The organism is Vreelandella sp. L-15 (genome assembly GCF_056857635.1).
In genome coordinates this window covers 1-14,465 of sequence record NZ_JBSXNN010000037.1, presented here as the reverse complement: position 1 = coordinate 14,465, position 14,465 = coordinate 1, and the positions used below count along the sequence as shown (strand labels likewise).

14 protein-coding genes and 1 pseudogene are annotated in these 14,465 nt (G+C 58.1%); 10 read left to right on the top strand and 5 right to left on the bottom strand.

Annotated features, from left to right (window positions below; all coding sequences use genetic code 11):
• Positions 1-67 precede the first annotated feature (67 nt).
• The 4 genes from AC13CY_RS04590 to AC13CY_RS04575 all read left to right on the top strand — a co-directional run bounded on the left by AC13CY_RS04590 (position 68) and on the right by AC13CY_RS04575 (position 4,310).
• Positions 68-1,093, top strand: a complete 1,026-nt coding sequence (locus AC13CY_RS04590) for an amino acid ABC transporter substrate-binding protein (protein ID WP_044629898.1) — start codon at positions 68-70, stop codon at positions 1,091-1,093.
• Between the two features lie 89 nt (positions 1,094-1,182).
• On the top strand, positions 1,183-2,373 hold the full coding sequence (locus AC13CY_RS04585; protein WP_474787295.1) for an amino acid ABC transporter permease: 1,191 nt from the start codon (positions 1,183-1,185) through the stop codon (positions 2,371-2,373).
• 21 nt (positions 2,374-2,394) lie between these two features.
• Positions 2,395-3,495, top strand: a complete 1,101-nt coding sequence (locus AC13CY_RS04580) for an amino acid ABC transporter permease (RefSeq protein WP_483052340.1) — start codon at positions 2,395-2,397, stop codon at positions 3,493-3,495.
• Between the two features lie 86 nt (positions 3,496-3,581).
• Positions 3,582-4,310, top strand: coding sequence for an amino acid ABC transporter ATP-binding protein (locus AC13CY_RS04575; RefSeq protein ID WP_054640785.1), 729 nt, complete (start codon positions 3,582-3,584; stop codon positions 4,308-4,310).
• A 97-nt stretch (positions 4,311-4,407) separates the two neighbouring features.
• Here the strand turns inward: AC13CY_RS04575 and AC13CY_RS04570 are convergent, their stop codons facing one another.
• A complete protein-coding gene (locus AC13CY_RS04570) occupies positions 4,408-4,995 on the bottom strand; it encodes a histidine phosphatase family protein (RefSeq protein ID WP_228219191.1) in 588 nt (195 codons plus the stop codon).
• An 89-nt stretch (positions 4,996-5,084) separates the two neighbouring features.
• Between AC13CY_RS04570 and AC13CY_RS04565 the strand changes: the two genes are divergently transcribed.
• The 3 genes and pseudogenes from AC13CY_RS04565 to AC13CY_RS04555 form a co-directional block, all read left to right on the top strand.
• Positions 5,085-5,516 (top strand): host attachment protein, encoded by a 432-nt coding sequence (locus AC13CY_RS04565; protein ID WP_044629926.1) that lies wholly within the window; start codon positions 5,085-5,087, stop codon positions 5,514-5,516.
• 101 nt (positions 5,517-5,617) lie between these two features.
• Positions 5,618-7,486 (top strand): methyl-accepting chemotaxis protein, encoded by a 1,869-nt coding sequence (locus AC13CY_RS04560; RefSeq protein ID WP_089674700.1) that lies wholly within the window; start codon positions 5,618-5,620, stop codon positions 7,484-7,486.
• 125 nt (positions 7,487-7,611) lie between these two features.
• Positions 7,612-8,121 (top strand): annotated as a pseudogene (locus AC13CY_RS04555) (methyl-accepting chemotaxis protein); the annotation flags it as partial.
• A 3-nt stretch (positions 8,122-8,124) separates the two neighbouring features.
• Here AC13CY_RS04555 and AC13CY_RS04550 read toward each other — a convergent pair.
• Positions 8,125-9,051 carry a LysR family transcriptional regulator gene (locus AC13CY_RS04550; RefSeq protein WP_044629892.1) on the bottom strand — a complete coding sequence of 309 codons (927 nt, stop codon included), beginning with the start codon at positions 9,049-9,051 and terminating at the stop codon, positions 8,125-8,127.
• A 191-nt stretch (positions 9,052-9,242) separates the two neighbouring features.
• Here AC13CY_RS04550 and AC13CY_RS04545 point away from each other — a divergent pair, with 191 nt between their 5' ends.
• The gene (locus AC13CY_RS04545) at positions 9,243-10,019 is read left to right on the top strand and encodes a ferredoxin--NADP reductase (RefSeq protein WP_089674698.1); all 777 of its coding nucleotides are present in this window, start codon (positions 9,243-9,245) and stop codon (positions 10,017-10,019) included.
• Between the two features lie 161 nt (positions 10,020-10,180).
• On the opposite strand, the gene glnK is transcribed toward AC13CY_RS04545, so the two are convergent.
• From glnK to AC13CY_RS04530, 3 genes are all read right to left on the bottom strand, one after another.
• Positions 10,181-10,519, bottom strand: a complete 339-nt coding sequence (gene glnK, locus AC13CY_RS04540; protein WP_009098335.1) for a P-II family nitrogen regulator — start codon at positions 10,517-10,519, stop codon at positions 10,181-10,183.
• A 266-nt stretch (positions 10,520-10,785) separates the two neighbouring features.
• The gene (locus tag AC13CY_RS04535; RefSeq protein ID WP_228168777.1) at positions 10,786-12,033 is read right to left on the bottom strand and encodes an ammonium transporter; all 1,248 of its coding nucleotides are present in this window, start codon (positions 12,031-12,033) and stop codon (positions 10,786-10,788) included.
• 61 nt (positions 12,034-12,094) lie between these two features.
• Entirely contained in the window at positions 12,095-12,433 is a 339-nt protein-coding gene (locus AC13CY_RS04530) for a P-II family nitrogen regulator (protein WP_007112359.1), read from the bottom strand.
• 350 nt (positions 12,434-12,783) lie between these two features.
• On the opposite strand from AC13CY_RS04530, the gene AC13CY_RS04525 reads away from it, so the two are divergent.
• Both AC13CY_RS04525 and AC13CY_RS04520 read left to right on the top strand, forming a co-directional pair.
• The gene (locus tag AC13CY_RS04525) at positions 12,784-13,125 is read left to right on the top strand and encodes an accessory factor UbiK family protein (protein WP_228168776.1); all 342 of its coding nucleotides are present in this window, start codon (positions 12,784-12,786) and stop codon (positions 13,123-13,125) included.
• A 240-nt stretch (positions 13,126-13,365) separates the two neighbouring features.
• Positions 13,366-14,235: an ABC transporter substrate-binding protein gene (locus tag AC13CY_RS04520; RefSeq protein ID WP_062359214.1), complete on the top strand. Its 870-nt coding sequence runs from the start codon at positions 13,366-13,368 to the stop codon at positions 14,233-14,235.
• Positions 14,236-14,465 lie beyond the last annotated feature (230 nt).

Here is a 14,465-nt window from a genome sequence, read left to right as displayed (position 1 = left end):
TTCCTTGCTAGCTTTTAATGATGCATCACCATGCATAATGACATTAAATCGAGGAAGGGGAACAAACATGATTAATAAGAAACACCTGGTACTGCTCGCCTCAGCGGGTGCCATCTCCCTCGCCGGTATCGCCACCGCACAAGCCAATACGTTAGAAGATACCCGCGCGCGCGGTGCTGTACAGTGTGGCGTTAGCGACGGCCTACCAGGTTTTTCCGCCCCAGATGATAGCGGTAACTGGCAGGGCCTCGACGTTGACGTATGTCGCGCCGTTGCTGCAGCGGTACTGGGCGACGCGGATGCCGTCAACTACATCTCCCTGAATGCTGTTGAGCGTTTCACCGCGCTGCAGTCTGGCGAAGTGGATGTACTGTCCCGTAACACCACTTGGACCACTACCCGTGACACCACCTTGGGCCTGAACTTCACCGGCGTTACCTTCTACGACGGTATCGGCTTCATGGTGAACAAGGATTTAGGTATTAGCAGCGCAGACGAACTCGATGGCGCCGCGATCTGTATCCAGTCTGGTACTACCACCGAGCTTAACGTCGCCGACTACTTCCGTGCCAATGGCATGGAGTTTGACCCCATCGTATTCGACACGTCTGAGCAAACCGTGGGCGGCTTCCAAGCTGGCCGCTGTGACGTGCTGACCTCCGACACTTCTCAGCTAGCGGCCTTACGCATCCAACTGGACGACCCCGCTTCTGCAATGATTCTGCCTGACATCATCTCCAAAGAGCCGCTGGGCCCAGTGGTACGTCAAGGCGACGATGAGTGGTTCAACATCGTAAAATGGTCGCTGTTCGCCATGATCAACGGTGAAGAGTATGGCATTACCAGCGAAAACGTTGACGAGATGCTCAACTCAGACAACCCGGATATTGCTCGCCTGCTGGGTCAGGACGGCAACTACGGTGAAGGTATGGGCTTAGAAGCCGACTGGGCTTACAACATTCTGAGCCAGGTAGGTAACTACGGCGAAAGCTTTGATCGCAACGTAGGCATGGGCTCACCGCTGGAAATTGAGCGTGGTATTAACGCTCTGTGGACCCAAGGCGGCATTCAGTACGCACCGCCGATTCGCTAAGCGTCTCGCTTGACCCCGGCCCGCCGCTCCCTCTTAACAGGGAATGGCGGGCCATCTGATTGACCTGCCGTATCGCGGAGACGCCATCCATGTCTGTAAGACCTAATGCTCGCCCGGCTGGCCACAAGCCACCGTTTTGGCGAGACCGCGCCAAGCGTGCGCTCATTTTCCAGTGTCTATTGATTGCCGCTGTCATTGTGTTTCTGTTCTATATTGTCGGCAATGTTCAAGACAACTTATCCTCACGGGGTATCACCACCGGCTTTGGTTTCCTAAACAATACCGCCGGTTTTGGGATCGTGCAGAGTCTGATCGACTACTCCTCCCAAAGCACCTATGGCCGCACCTTCTTCGTGGGCCTGCTGAATACGCTGCTGGTGGGTGGGTTAGGCGTGATCGCCGCCACCATCATTGGTTTTATTGTCGGTATCGCTCGTCTATCGCCCAACTGGCTGATCGCCAAGCTAGCCGCCGCGTATATCGAAACCTTTCGTAACATTCCGCTGCTGCTGCAGATTTTCTTTTGGTACTTTGCCGTGCTGCGCACCCTGCCAAGCGCCAGGGACAGCCTTGCCTTTGGGGAAGCGTTTTTCCTCAACGTGCGCGGACTGTATCTACCAGAACCGCTGTTTGAGTCCGGTTTTGGGCTAATTCCCGTGACCTTTGTGATCGCCATTGTGGCCAGCATTGCGCTGGTGATTTGGGCGAAGCGCCGCCAGGAAGCCACGGGGAAACGTATTCCTGCCTACTGGATCTCCTTTGCGCTGATTTTTGGCTTGCCGCTGTTGGTTATGTTGGTGACTGGCGTGCCTATCACTTGGGAAATGCCCGAACTGCGTGGCTTTAACTTCCGCGGCGGTATTACGGTGATTCCCGAGTTCCTGGCACTGTGGTTCGCGCTCTCGATTTATACGGCGGCGTTCATTGCCGAAATCGTGCGCTCCGGCATTCAGGCCATTTCCCATGGCCAAACCGAGGCCGCACAAGCGCTGAGCCTGCCGCGTAACCTGGTGCTGCGTCTGGTGGTCATTCCGCAGGCGCTGCGGGTCATCATCCCCCCGCTCACCAGCCAGTACCTCAACCTGATCAAGAACTCGTCGCTGGCCACGGCCATTGGCTACCCGGACCTCGTTTCGGTCTTTGCAGGCACCACGCTGAACCAGACAGGCCAAGCCATCGAGGTCATTGCCATGACCATGGCGGTTTATCTGACCATCAGTCTGCTGGTCTCCATGTTCATGAACTGGTTCAACGCCCGTGTGGCGCTGGTTGAACGCTAGGCCGTTGTCGAGGGCATTCCCATGATTCACAACCGAACGATGATCGAGCCAAAGCCGGCGCCCAGCAGTTCCGTGGGCCCTGTGGCATGGCTACGCAGCAACCTGTTCAACGGCCCGATCAACACGATCTTTACTCTGATCGGCCTGTATATTCTCTACCTGCTCGTGGTTCCCACGGTGCAATGGGCGTTCATCAACGCCGACTGGGTAGGCACCTCCCGCGAAGACTGCTCCCGGGAAGGCGCCTGCTGGGTGTTCATCAACGCACGCTTCACCCAGTTCATCTACGGCTTGTACCCGCGCTCGGAAATCTGGCGTGCCAATATCGTCTTTGCCGGGTTCTTCACCCTGATTGCCTGGCTGGCGATTCCCAAGCTGCCTTTCAAGCGCTGGGTGGCCGTGTTTGCGCTGGTCGGCTTCCCCGTGATCGCCTACGTGCTGCTGCATGGCGGCTATTTCGACCTGCCGCGTGTGCCGACCCATCGCTGGGGCGGCCTGATGCTGACCCTGCTGCTGGCCACCGTGGGCATGGTAGGCGCGCTGCCGATCGGTATCGTGCTGGCCCTGGGTCGGCGCTCTAACATGCCCATCGTCAAAAGCTTTTGCGTGGTGTTTATCGAGTTCTGGCGCGGCGTGCCGCTGATCACCGTGCTGTTTATGGCCTCGGTCATGCTGCCGCTATTCCTGCCCTCCGATATGAGCGTTGACCGCCTAGTGCGTGCCCTGATCGGCTTAACGCTGTTCCAGAGCGCCTATATGGCAGAGGTCATTCGTGGCGGCTTGCAGGCGATTCCAAAAGGCCAGGAAGAGGCAGCTGCCGCGCTCGGCATGACTTACTGGAAGCGCATGGGGCTGATCATTCTTCCCCAAGCGCTGAAGATGATGATTCCCGGCATCGTGAATACGTTTATCTCGCTGTTTAAAGACACCACCCTGGTCATGATTATCGGGCTCTTTGACCTTTTGGGGATCGTGCAAGCGGCACTGGCCGACTCACGCTGGTTAGGCTTCTCGTTGGAAGGTTACGTGTTTGCCGCCTTCATGTTCTGGATCTTCTGTTTCAGCATGTCGCGCTACAGTCAGTACCTAGAACGCAAGCTGCATACCGGCCACAAGCGCTAACGCCGCTTTTATCAACGATTTTTTAGCAGGATAGTGACATGACACAAGCAGCTTCCCATAACCCTGGCACCGGCACTTCGGATCTGATGGTCGAAATGCGCGGCGTCAACAAGTGGTACGGCGATTTTCACGTGCTGCGGGATATCTACCTGGAAGTGAAACGCGGCGAGCGGATCGTCATTTGCGGGCCTTCTGGCTCGGGCAAATCCACCATGATCCGCTGCATCAATCACCTAGAAGAGCACCAAAAAGGCGAGATCGTGGTGGGTGGCGTGCCGCTGACCCAAGACGTCAAGCGCATCGAGCAAATTCGCCGCAGCGTCGGCATGGTATTCCAGCATTTCAACCTGTTCCCTCACCTCACGGTGCTGGAGAACTGCTGTATCGCACCGATGTGGGTGCAGAAGAAGCCCCGCAAAGAGGCCGAAGCCATGGCCATGCAGTACCTGGAGCGCGTGCGCATCGCCGAGCAGGCCAAGAAATATCCTGGCCAACTCTCCGGTGGTCAGCAGCAGCGGGTCGCCATTGCCCGATCGCTGTGCATGCACCCGGACGTGATGCTGTTTGACGAGCCCACCTCTGCCCTTGACCCGGAAATGATCAAGGAAGTGCTGGACGTCATGGTGGAACTGGCCGAAGAAGGCATGACCATGCTCTGTGTCACCCACGAGATGGGCTTTGCCAAAACCGTGGCCGACCGCGTGATCTTTATGGACCAAGGGCAAATCATTGAAGAGAACGCGCCTGAGCCGTTCTTCAATAACCCGCAGTCCGAGCGCACCCAGCTCTTCTTGAGCCAGATTCTGGGGCATTAACGCTGCCCACCCGCACCTGCATCGGCGTGACCGGGCTTGCGGGCAGTGCGGATGTGGAGGTAGATATGATCGCCTGGATTCCTCCTAAAGAGGGCGCTTAACCGCCCACAAGCGTAATGCTGGCAGGCAGTAGCGCAGGCTGCTCCCGATGCTTCGTCAGCGGCTTGCCCGCCAGCGCCGTGAGCAGAATTTGCAGGGGGTCGCCGTGGCTGACCACCAGCACCGTTTCACCCTCAAAGCGTTGCTCCAACGCTTCCAGCGCAGCGACCATGCGCGCCGCGACACGCTTGACCGGCTCCACCTGCCACTGGGTGTGGTCGGCGTTCTGGGCATCGAAGGCCCACACCTCCGGGTAGTGGCTATCCGCCTTGCCCTCCAATTCACCAAAGTGGCGCTCCCTCAAGCGCTCCTCTTTTTGCATCTCCAACCCAAACGCGGCGGCCACTCGGGCGGCGGTGTGCGTGGTGCGTAAAAAGTCCGAATGCACGACCTGTGTGGGTACCGGCCAGTGCCACCGTGCGACGGTATCTGCCAGCTGCTGCTCGCCCTGCGGCGACAGCCCATACGCCAACAGCCCTCGCTCGGGGGAGCTGATGATGGTGCCTTGTGCGTTAGCCTGGCTATGGCCGTGGCGCATCAGCAGATAGCGGTTTCGCCAATGATGACGTGAGTCGTCTATATCCATGCTCTTTTCTCTATGAAAACCGTGTTTGACCAAACACGGAACGGTTGCCATGGTTAAAGGGTAATCAATGACATGGAGGACGTATGACAATGACCACCTATATCGTGGTAGCCGACGCCGCTCGGGCACGTATCTTCACCCGTGATGCACTTCACCTCGCCGAGCAGGAGAGCTTGGTACACGCTGCAGGCAGGCTGCATGAAGGCGACTTGATCACGGACCGCCGCGGTGCCGATGTTCATGAGTCTACGTCAACGTCATCGCGCTCATCCGGCGAGGAAGGCGCGGCCTCCCAACATGAAAACGAGCTGTTTGCCAAAGAAGTCGCCCAGCGACTCTACACTGCGCGGGTGGACAACAGCATGGACAAGCTGATCATGGTCGCGCCTCCCAAGTTCTTGGGGCTGCTCAAAGAGAAGCTCGATAACCCCACGCAGAAGCTGGTCACCCACACGCTCTCGAAAGACCTCAGCAAAGCGTCCATGGCTGATATTCAGAACGCGGTCAGCGATCTTCGTTAACACTACAGTTAGCGCTTACTAACTTTTTTCCTGCTTTTTACTAAAGGCGTAGTCGCTCTCGCCGATACCCATCATGAACCCTGATGATCCCGAGAGCGACTATGTTTTCTTCCCTACGTTTACGTATCTTGCTAGCGGCCCTTATCGCTATTGTGTTGGCTTTAACGGTGAATGGCATTGCTAGTTACACGACTGTAAAGCATCACAATAGTGAGCAGGTTAATCGCAACCTAAGCGCTGTTGTGAATGGAAACACACAGGCCATCGATGAGTGGTTCAATGCGCGCTACACGATGTTAGCCAGCATGGAACACACTGCAGGTAGCGAAGAGCCGCTACAAGCCTTGCGACAATTAGCCGATTCTGGCGACTTTATGACCGCTTACATTGCTTACCCGTCCACATCAGAGGGAATTTTCTCAGACGGCTGGCAACCCCCTAGCGATTATGACCCACGCCAGCGTCCCTGGTATCAAGGCGCGGTGAACGCGCAAGACACTATCATCACCGCCCCGTATGTCGATGCTCAAACGGGCGGCCTGATCATTACCTTCGCTCGCCCCTTCTATCAAAACGGCGAACTAGCCGCTGTGGTTGGGGCCGATATTACGATTGCTGACGTTATCGATATTGTTGCCAGCATTTCCCCCACACCGTCTAGCTTTGGCTTTCTAACCACCAACGATGGCACGCTGGTTGCCCATCCGGATGAGTCGCTGACGCTGGAGCCTTCAAGTGTATTAAGCGATGCGCTCACGCCTTCGGACCTCACTCGCATCGTGCAGGCAGACTCCCCACAGCCGCTAGCTCTGCAAGGCAGCGATAAACTGCTAATGGGCAGTGCTGTAGGCGGCAACAGCGGTTGGCAGTTGGTCGTCGCGTTAGACGAAGCAGAGGCCACCGCAGACCTGCGCGCCATTGCCACCACGTCCATCGTTACCCTGCTGATCGTCGCGGCCATTACCGCTGTGGTATTTGGGCTGCTGCTGTCGCTACTGTTGCGCCGCCTGCTGGGGGTGCGCAACGCGATGGATAATATCGCCTCCGGCGAGGGCGACCTCACCCAGCGTCTGCCAGAAGAAGGCAACGACGAAGTCACTCAAATCGCTAGCGCCTTTAACCGCTTTGTTAACAAAATGGAGCACGTCTTAATCGATGTGCGCACCAGCAGCGAATCGGTGCACCACGCCGCTAACGAGATTGCCATGGGCGGCCAAGACCTCTCCCGCCGTACCGACAACGCGGCGTCTAGCCTTCAGCAAACCTCCGCATCGGTAGAGCAAATCACCAGCACCGTGCAGCACACGGCGGCCTCAGCACAGGAAGCCAACAAGCTCTCCCACGCGGCCACCGAAGTCGCGAAAGAGGGCGGTCAGGTGGTGTCGAACGTGGTCACCACCATGGAAGATATTTCCGACGCCTCCAACAAGATTGGCGAGATCGTCACGCTGATGAACAGCATTGCCTTCCAGACCAACCTGCTGGCGCTCAACGCCTCGGTAGAAGCAGCGCGGGCTGGCGAGCATGGCCGTGGCTTTGCCGTCGTGGCAGAGGAAGTGCGCAAACTGGCTGGCCGCAGCAGCGACGCGGCCAACGATATCCAGAAACTGATCGAAGACTCGCAAGCCAAGGTGAATAACGGCACCTCGTTGGTACGCAATGCGGGTAGCACGATGAAGGATATCGTAGACCACATCACCCGCGTAACCGACGTACTGGAAGAGATCAACGCTGCAACCAGCGAGCAAAGCGATGGCATCAAACAGGTCAACATCGCCGTGGCCGAGCTGGACCGGATGACCCAGGAAAACGCCGCCATGGTGGAAGAGTCCACCACCGCCGCCGAGCAGTTGAAAGAGCAGGCGGATCGCCTGACCGGCACGATCAGCAGTTTCAAACTCTCTAACGCGGCATCACCCGCGCTGCAAGCGCCGCAGGATCGCTTACCGCGCACGTCAGAGACCTTCTAAACGTCTCGTCTGCCACTCCTCCATGGCCGCCGCAGCGCTCGCGGTGGCGGCCATGTCATGCGTTAACCATGAACCTTTGTTCTACTGGTTCAAGGATGGCACTCGATACGCTCTTCCGCCTCTTGCTGATGAACAGCATTGCCTTCCAAACCAACCTGCTGGCACTCAACGCCTCAGTAGAAGCAGCGCGGGCTGGCGAACACGGGCGCGGCTTTGCCGTGGTGGCCGATGAAGTGCGCAAGCTCGCCTCGCGCCGCAGCGACGCCGCCAAGGACATTCGCCAGCGCATTGATGCGTCTGCCGACAAGGTCGAAAGCGGCACGCAAATGGTACGCGACGCCGAAGCCGCCATGCACGAGCTGGCCGATAGCGTGACGCGCGTCACCCAAATGCTCGGCGATATCAGTACGGCAGCCGGTGAGCAGAACGACGGCATCAACCAAGTCAGCGTCGCGGTGACCGACCTGGATCAGATGACCCAGCAAAACGCCGCCCTGGTGCAAGAGTCCACCACCGCTGCAGAGCAGCTCAAAGACCAAGCGGACAAGCTGGCCGCGCTAGTGGGTGGCTTTACGCTAGAGGCGTCGCAGCACCCGGCTCAGGCGCTGCCAAGCCCTGAAAAGGCCAAGGTGTAACCGCTAGGGTATCGGTGGCAGCGGGATATCGTCACTGCGCTTGGCCCCGGCGGTCATTTCCCGGCAGAGACGTAAAAACTCCCGCACGCCGGTGGTGAGGTACTTGTGGCGATGCCAAATGAACGTGAACTGGCGCTTGAGATCCAACTCCGGCGTGGGCAGCGGCACCAAGCTGCCGCGCCGGAAGGCATCACGCAGTGCCAGCCGCGACACGCAGCCAATCCCTAATCCCGACTCCACCGCGCGTTTAATGCCCTCGGTATGCTCCAGCTCCAACAGCGTATTGAACCGGCTGCGACGGTGGCGGGCGGCATGCTCCAGCGTCATGCGCGTGCCTGAGCCCTCCTCACGCATGATCCAATCCTCCCGCAGCAGCTGATCCAGCTCCAGATGCTCCCGCCCCGCCAGCGGGTGGCGCGGCGAGCAGAACACGCACAGCTCATCCTCGACCCAGGGCTGGCTGATGATCATATCGTCATCGCACTGCCCCTCAATCAGCCCTAAATCCAGCGAGTGCTGGCGCACGCCCTCGATAATATGCCGCGTATTGCGCACCGCCAGCCGCACCCGGCTGCCAGGATAGCGCTGCATAAAATCGCTGATCAGCAGCGTGGCGAGATAGTTACCAATGGTGAGCGTTGCCCCCACGTCCAATGCGCCCACGCCCTGCTGGCCCCGCAGCAGCTCCTCAACCTCCTCGGCGCGGTCGAGCAGGGCCACCGCCTTGGGCAGTAGCTGGAAGCCGAGCGCGTTGAGTTTCAGCCGTTTCCCGATGCGATCAAGCAGTTGGCAATCGAACTGGCGCTCCAGCTCGGCCAGCGCCGTGCTGGTAGCCGATTGCGACATGGCCAGCGCGCGCGCCGCGTGGGAAACGCTCTCGTGCTGGGCAACGGCTACGAAGACTTCTAGCTGACGCAGGGTGTAGTGCATGACCAAAACCTATCTGTAGAGTGATCGGCGAAGGGATATATCGATTTTAAAGATAAGCGTTATCAAGATAATTTGCTTAACAGATATACCACCCTTATTTAGAATTGAGAGCAACATATAGAGCTATTTTTTATTCTTTTTTGGAATATGGCGAGCAAGGCTTAGGCCTCGCTGCCCCTGGAGGAGTTAGCATGAGCAAGTTTGCCCTGGAAGAAGTGTTAAGCGTTCACCACTGGAACGATACCCTATTCAGCTTCCGCACCACTCGCGAGCGCAGCCTGCGCTTCAAGAACGGCCAGTTCGTTATGATCGGCCTGGAAGTGGACGGCAAACCCCTGATGCGCGCTTACTCCATCGCCAGCCCCAACTACGAAGATCACCTTGAGTTCTTCAGCATCAAGGTGCCGGATGGCCCGCTCACCTCGCGCCTGCAACACCTGAAAGTGGGCGACCAAATCATGGTCAGCCGCAAGCCGACCGGCACACTGGTGTGCGACGACCTGCTGCCGGGCCGCAACCTGTATATGCTCTCGACCGGCACTGGCTTGGCGCCGTTTATGAGCCTGATCCAAGACCCGGAAATCTACGAGCGCTTTGAAAAAGTGGTGCTGGTACATGGCGTGCGTGAAGTCTCTGAGCTGGCCTACGCCGACTTCATCACCAAAGAGCTGCCCGCCCACGAGTACCTGGGCGAAGAGATCGCCGAGAAGCTGGTGTACTACCCCACGGTGACTCGCGAAGAGTTTCACACCATGGGTCGCCTGACCGACCATATTCGCACCGGCAAGCTGTTCGAGGACACCGGCCTACCGCCCATCGACCCGCGCCAAGACCGCGCGATGATTTGCGGCAGCCCGGCGATGCTGGACGACACCAGCGCCCTGCTCGATGAGCTGGGCCTGAACATCTCCCCGCGTATGGGCGAGCCGGGCGACTACGTCATCGAGCGTGCGTTCGTTGAGAAGTAAGTGCTGCTTGGATGGTGAATGGTGAATGGTGAATAGAAAATCGTAGCCCGTATCACCATCGCCTTATGCACAAAGCCCCTGTGGATGATATCCACAGGGGCTTTGTCTATTCAGCGCAACTCACTGTTCACGCCTTACCCTTCACTACTGACGCTTCACCGTTAAACCGCGTCTTTACCGGTTTCACCAGTACGGATACGGATGACCTGCTCAAGGGGCATCACAAAGATTTTACCGTCACCGATCTTACCGGTATTGGCGACCTGGGTAATCGCGTCGATCACCTGCTCGGCCATATCGTCGTCAACGGCGACTTCCAGCTTCACCTTGGGCAGGAAATCCACCACGTACTCCGCACCACGGTAGAGTTCCGTGTGGCCTTTCTGACGGCCAAAGCCTTTCACTTCCGTTACCGTAATGCCCTGCACGCCGATATCAGAGAGCGATTCGCGTACGTCATCAAGCTTGAACGGCTTGATAATGGCTGAGATCAATTTCATTGCGACATCCTCTAGCTTGGTGGCCCACTGTTATCAAAACAGCGTTGTTAAACGGTTGTCATAACCCATCAAGGTTGGCGGGGCGCTTGCATAGCCAAGCCCGTTACCCAGTCGATTAAGCATACACCGCCAAGGGCGGAGAATAAAAAAACCAGTACGTACCTAGCTAATAACAACCAGCATGCAACCTACCTGGGAAGGACAAAAAGGCCTCCCACGGTGGGGAGGCCAAAAGGAGCACGCCAGCTCACATGATTAGCGCAAGCTTATTTCTTAACGCTAAACTCGGGATAGGCTTCCAGACCGCACTCAGCGATATCGACGCCTTCATACTCTTCTTCTTCGCTAACGCGGATACCCATGACCGCTTTCAGCACCAGCCATACCACTAAGCTTGCGATGAAGACCCAGCCAAAGATGCCCACGATACCGATCAACTGTGCACCGAAGGACGCATCGCCATTATTCAGCGGTACTGCCAACACACCCCAGATACCGACCACACCGTGAACCGAGATAGCACCCACAGGGTCATCCAGCTTCAGCTTGTCCAGCGTGATGATGGCAGCGACCACGATCAGGCCACCGATGGCACCAATCAAGGCGGCACCCAGCGCAGAAGGCGACAGCGGGTCTGCGGTAATGGCGACCAGGCCAGCCAGCGCGCCGTTCAGCGCCATGGTGAGGTCCGCCTTGCGGAACCACAGCTTGGCTAGAATAAGCGCGGCGATGACACCACCGGCAGCCGCTGCGTTGGTGTTCACGAACACTTGCGCAACGTTGTTAGCTGAACCGATATCGGACATTTTCAGCTCAGAGCCACCGTTGAAGCCGAACCAGCCCATCCACAGGATGAAGGTACCCAGCGTGGCCAGTGGCATGTTGGCGCCCGGAATCGCGTGGATAGAACCGTCCTTGCCATACTTGCCCTTACGGGGGCCCAGTACCAGCACACCCGCCAACGCTGCTGCTGCACCGGCCATGTGGACGATACCCGAGCCCGCATAGTCAGAGTAGCCAACGCCATCCAGCCAGCCGCCGCCCCAGGTCCAGTAGCCAGACACCGGGTAGATGAAGGCGGTCATGACCACCGCGAAGGCCAGGAAGGCCCACAGCTTCATACGCTCGGCCACGGCACCCGACACGATCGACATCGCCGTTGCGACGAACACGACCTGGAAGAAGAAGTCCGAACGCATGGAGTAGTAAGGTGCATCTTCACCACCGGCCAGCACCGCATCGACGCTGTTCTCGGTACCGATCAGGAACCCAAGGCTAGGCAGGAAACCGCCTTCGCCGCTGGAGTACATGATGTAGTAGCCCACCAGCAGGTACATGGTGCAGGCAATGGCAAACAGCGCAATGTTCTTGGTCAGAATTTCAGCGGTGTTCTTGGAACGTACCATACCGGCCTCGAGCATCGAGAAGCCGGCGGCCATCCACATGACCAGTACGCCGCAAATCAGGAAGTAAAACGTATCGAGCGCATAGCTCAATTCTGTAAGCTCGTTCATCAGGTGTTCCCCGTGATCCAAGAGAAGTTATACGTAGTGGGTCGTCGTTGTGTGGGCAGGCCTATACCGCGTCGGCGCCACGCTCTCCGGTACGAATACGAATGACATCTTCCAGCGGCGTCACGAACACTTTGCCGTCACCGATCTTGCCGCTGTTGGCAGCGCTGCAGATGGCATCCAGCACGCTCTCCAGACGCGCATCGTCCACGGCCACTTCCACTTTCACCTTGGGCAGAAAGTCCACTACGTACTCGGCACCGCGATACAGCTCGGTGTGGCCTTTCTGCCGACCAAATCCCTTGACCTCAGTAACCGTAATCCCCTGCACGCCGTTGTCGGCGAGTGCTTCACGAACGTCGTCAAGCTTGAAAGGCTTGATGATAGCGGTGATGAGTTTCATCCCGGATCTCCCCTGCTGGTTCAGTCCCACTCGGTGGAGAGCGGCGTGGCCGCCCGAATTTAGTGCTTGCCCTGCTAATGCTCATACCGTGCCACTGTATTTTTTATCATTGAAATTCATACCCTTAAGGTTTCAAAAGTGCGCTTTACAGCCACTGGCAAGGCGACTACGCATCCATTCACACCCACCCATGCACTAAAAACGATCACCAATAAAAGCGGCACGCTCTTTTTTGATGCATGCGCACACTGCAGGAGAAAACGCACGCGGGGCATGCGGTTTGGCAAAGGGTTGCGTATCCTTACAGGTAAGCTATCCACATTTATGCGCCACCGTTTGAGGAGAGAGCCATGACGCCCCAGGATCGCATCAGCCGTTTAGCCCAGCAGATAGGCGACCGTTTACAGAATGCTTCCCAGGCCCCGGAAGACATTCAGAAAGGCGTGCAGCAAGTGGTACGAGGCGCCTTCGACCGCCTGGAGCTGGTATCACGAGAAGACTTTGATATCTTGATGGATGTGCTTCAGCGCACGCGCGCGCGTGTCGAAGCGCTGGAGCGTCAGGTGGCCAGCCTGGAAGCCACGGTGGAAGCGGCCAGCGCCGCGCAGCCCCCCCCCATGGAAGCCGAAGTACCGCCAGCCCCCGTTGAGCCTGCCGAGCAAGGCAAGCCCACCCCCGGCAACCCAAGCTGAGGCAACGCTGGGTGGCCTTGGATAGGCACCCAGCGCGCTTATCCGCCTGACCCCTTACGGCTCACTTTGTGACGCATCAAACGCGCGAAGGCATGGCGAAAGCCACCTCATGCACCATGTTGGAGCAGTTACGCCCCTGAGGCGTCTCGCGCTGACGACTTGTGCGACCTCCGCTGTTTCCATTTGCAATTGATAAACAGAATCGTTTAAATAAAGCGCTTATTGTCAGGTGCCCACTTCATGCGCTGCATCCCCCGACTCCCGACCCTGGCCCGCAGCTGCTTGCTCGCGGCAGCCCTGCTGTTCAGCACCGCCAGCCACGCCCAGTGGGCCACTATCGACTGGACCATCGCCGAAACGCTGCTGGCGATTGGCGCTCCGGTCAGCGGTATCGCGCAACAGCCGGGATATCACGATTGGGTAGGCGAGCCGCGTATCCCGGAGCACGTCAGCGACCTTGGCCTACGCACCCAGCCCAACTTCGAGCAGTTGGCCCAATCGCCCCCTGAGCAAACCCTGCTCTCGCCCATGTTTACCGGGCTGATTCCTCGGTTGGAGCGCATCGCGCCGGTGGGCACTTTCGCCCTTTACTCGCCAGGCACCGATACGTGGCAGGAAATGCAGACCCTCACCCGCCAGTTGGGCGAGTTGACCGAACGCAACGCAGAAGCCGACGCGCTGATCGAGAACACCCAGCAGCTGATGCGCGAGCTGCGCTACCCGCCCGGCAACGCATCTCCATTGCTGATGGTGCAGTTCATGGATGCTCGGCATGTGCGGGTATTTGGCGAGAACAGCCTCTACAACGCCGTATTGGAACAGCTGGCGCTGCCCAACGCCTGGGATGAGCCCACCAACGCCTGGGGCTTCGCCTTGGTCGGTATCGAGGCGCTGGCACGCTACCCCGACGCCACCCTGGTCATCGTTGACCCGCTCCCCGCAGGGGTGGAAGCGCAGTTGGAAAAGAGCGGCCTGTGGCAACAATTGCCGAGCGTTCAACATGGCCATCTGCTGCGCCTGCCGCCAGTCTGGAGCTTTGGCGCCCTGCCCTCCGCCCAGCGCTTTGCCCGCGAACTGAGCAGCGCATTGAACGCCCAGGGGGCACATTAACGCTTTACTCGCTGGCCGCTCAGTAGCGCTCAACGCTTGAAATAAAGTAGGCTTAGCCAACGAGCAGACTCATTAAACTGAGTGAGCCAATTGAGAGACGTTGCGAGGGAGCGGAGTTATGGTGATTTCTGGTGTATGGAAGCAGGCTGAAAGGATGGCGTATCCTGTTGGTTGATCACCACCAAGATCACAACCAACAGAGGATGGATACGCCATGTCCAAGTCTAACC

Coding starts and splice junctions, on each gene's coding strand:
- AC13CY_RS04590 (WP_044629898.1), top strand. CDS start 68: ATGATTAATAAGAAACACCTGGTACTGCTCGCCTCAGCGGGTGCCATC.
- AC13CY_RS04585 (WP_474787295.1), top strand. CDS start 1,183: ATGTCTGTAAGACCTAATGCTCGCCCGGCTGGCCACAAGCCACCGTTT.
- AC13CY_RS04580 (WP_483052340.1), top strand. CDS start 2,395: ATGATTCACAACCGAACGATGATCGAGCCAAAGCCGGCGCCCAGCAGT.
- AC13CY_RS04575 (WP_054640785.1), top strand. CDS start 3,582: ATGGTCGAAATGCGCGGCGTCAACAAGTGGTACGGCGATTTTCACGTG.
- AC13CY_RS04570 (WP_228219191.1), bottom strand. CDS start 4,995: ATGGATATAGACGACTCACGTCATCATTGGCGAAACCGCTATCTGCTG.
- AC13CY_RS04565 (WP_044629926.1), top strand. CDS start 5,085: ATGACCACCTATATCGTGGTAGCCGACGCCGCTCGGGCACGTATCTTC.
- AC13CY_RS04560 (WP_089674700.1), top strand. CDS start 5,618: ATGTTTTCTTCCCTACGTTTACGTATCTTGCTAGCGGCCCTTATCGCT.
- AC13CY_RS04550 (WP_044629892.1), bottom strand. CDS start 9,051: ATGCACTACACCCTGCGTCAGCTAGAAGTCTTCGTAGCCGTTGCCCAG.
- AC13CY_RS04545 (WP_089674698.1), top strand. CDS start 9,243: ATGAGCAAGTTTGCCCTGGAAGAAGTGTTAAGCGTTCACCACTGGAAC.
- glnK (WP_009098335.1), bottom strand. CDS start 10,519: ATGAAATTGATCTCAGCCATTATCAAGCCGTTCAAGCTTGATGACGTA.
- AC13CY_RS04535 (WP_228168777.1), bottom strand. CDS start 12,033: ATGAACGAGCTTACAGAATTGAGCTATGCGCTCGATACGTTTTACTTC.
- AC13CY_RS04530 (WP_007112359.1), bottom strand. CDS start 12,433: ATGAAACTCATCACCGCTATCATCAAGCCTTTCAAGCTTGACGACGTT.
- AC13CY_RS04525 (WP_228168776.1), top strand. CDS start 12,784: ATGACGCCCCAGGATCGCATCAGCCGTTTAGCCCAGCAGATAGGCGAC.
- AC13CY_RS04520 (WP_062359214.1), top strand. CDS start 13,366: ATGCGCTGCATCCCCCGACTCCCGACCCTGGCCCGCAGCTGCTTGCTC.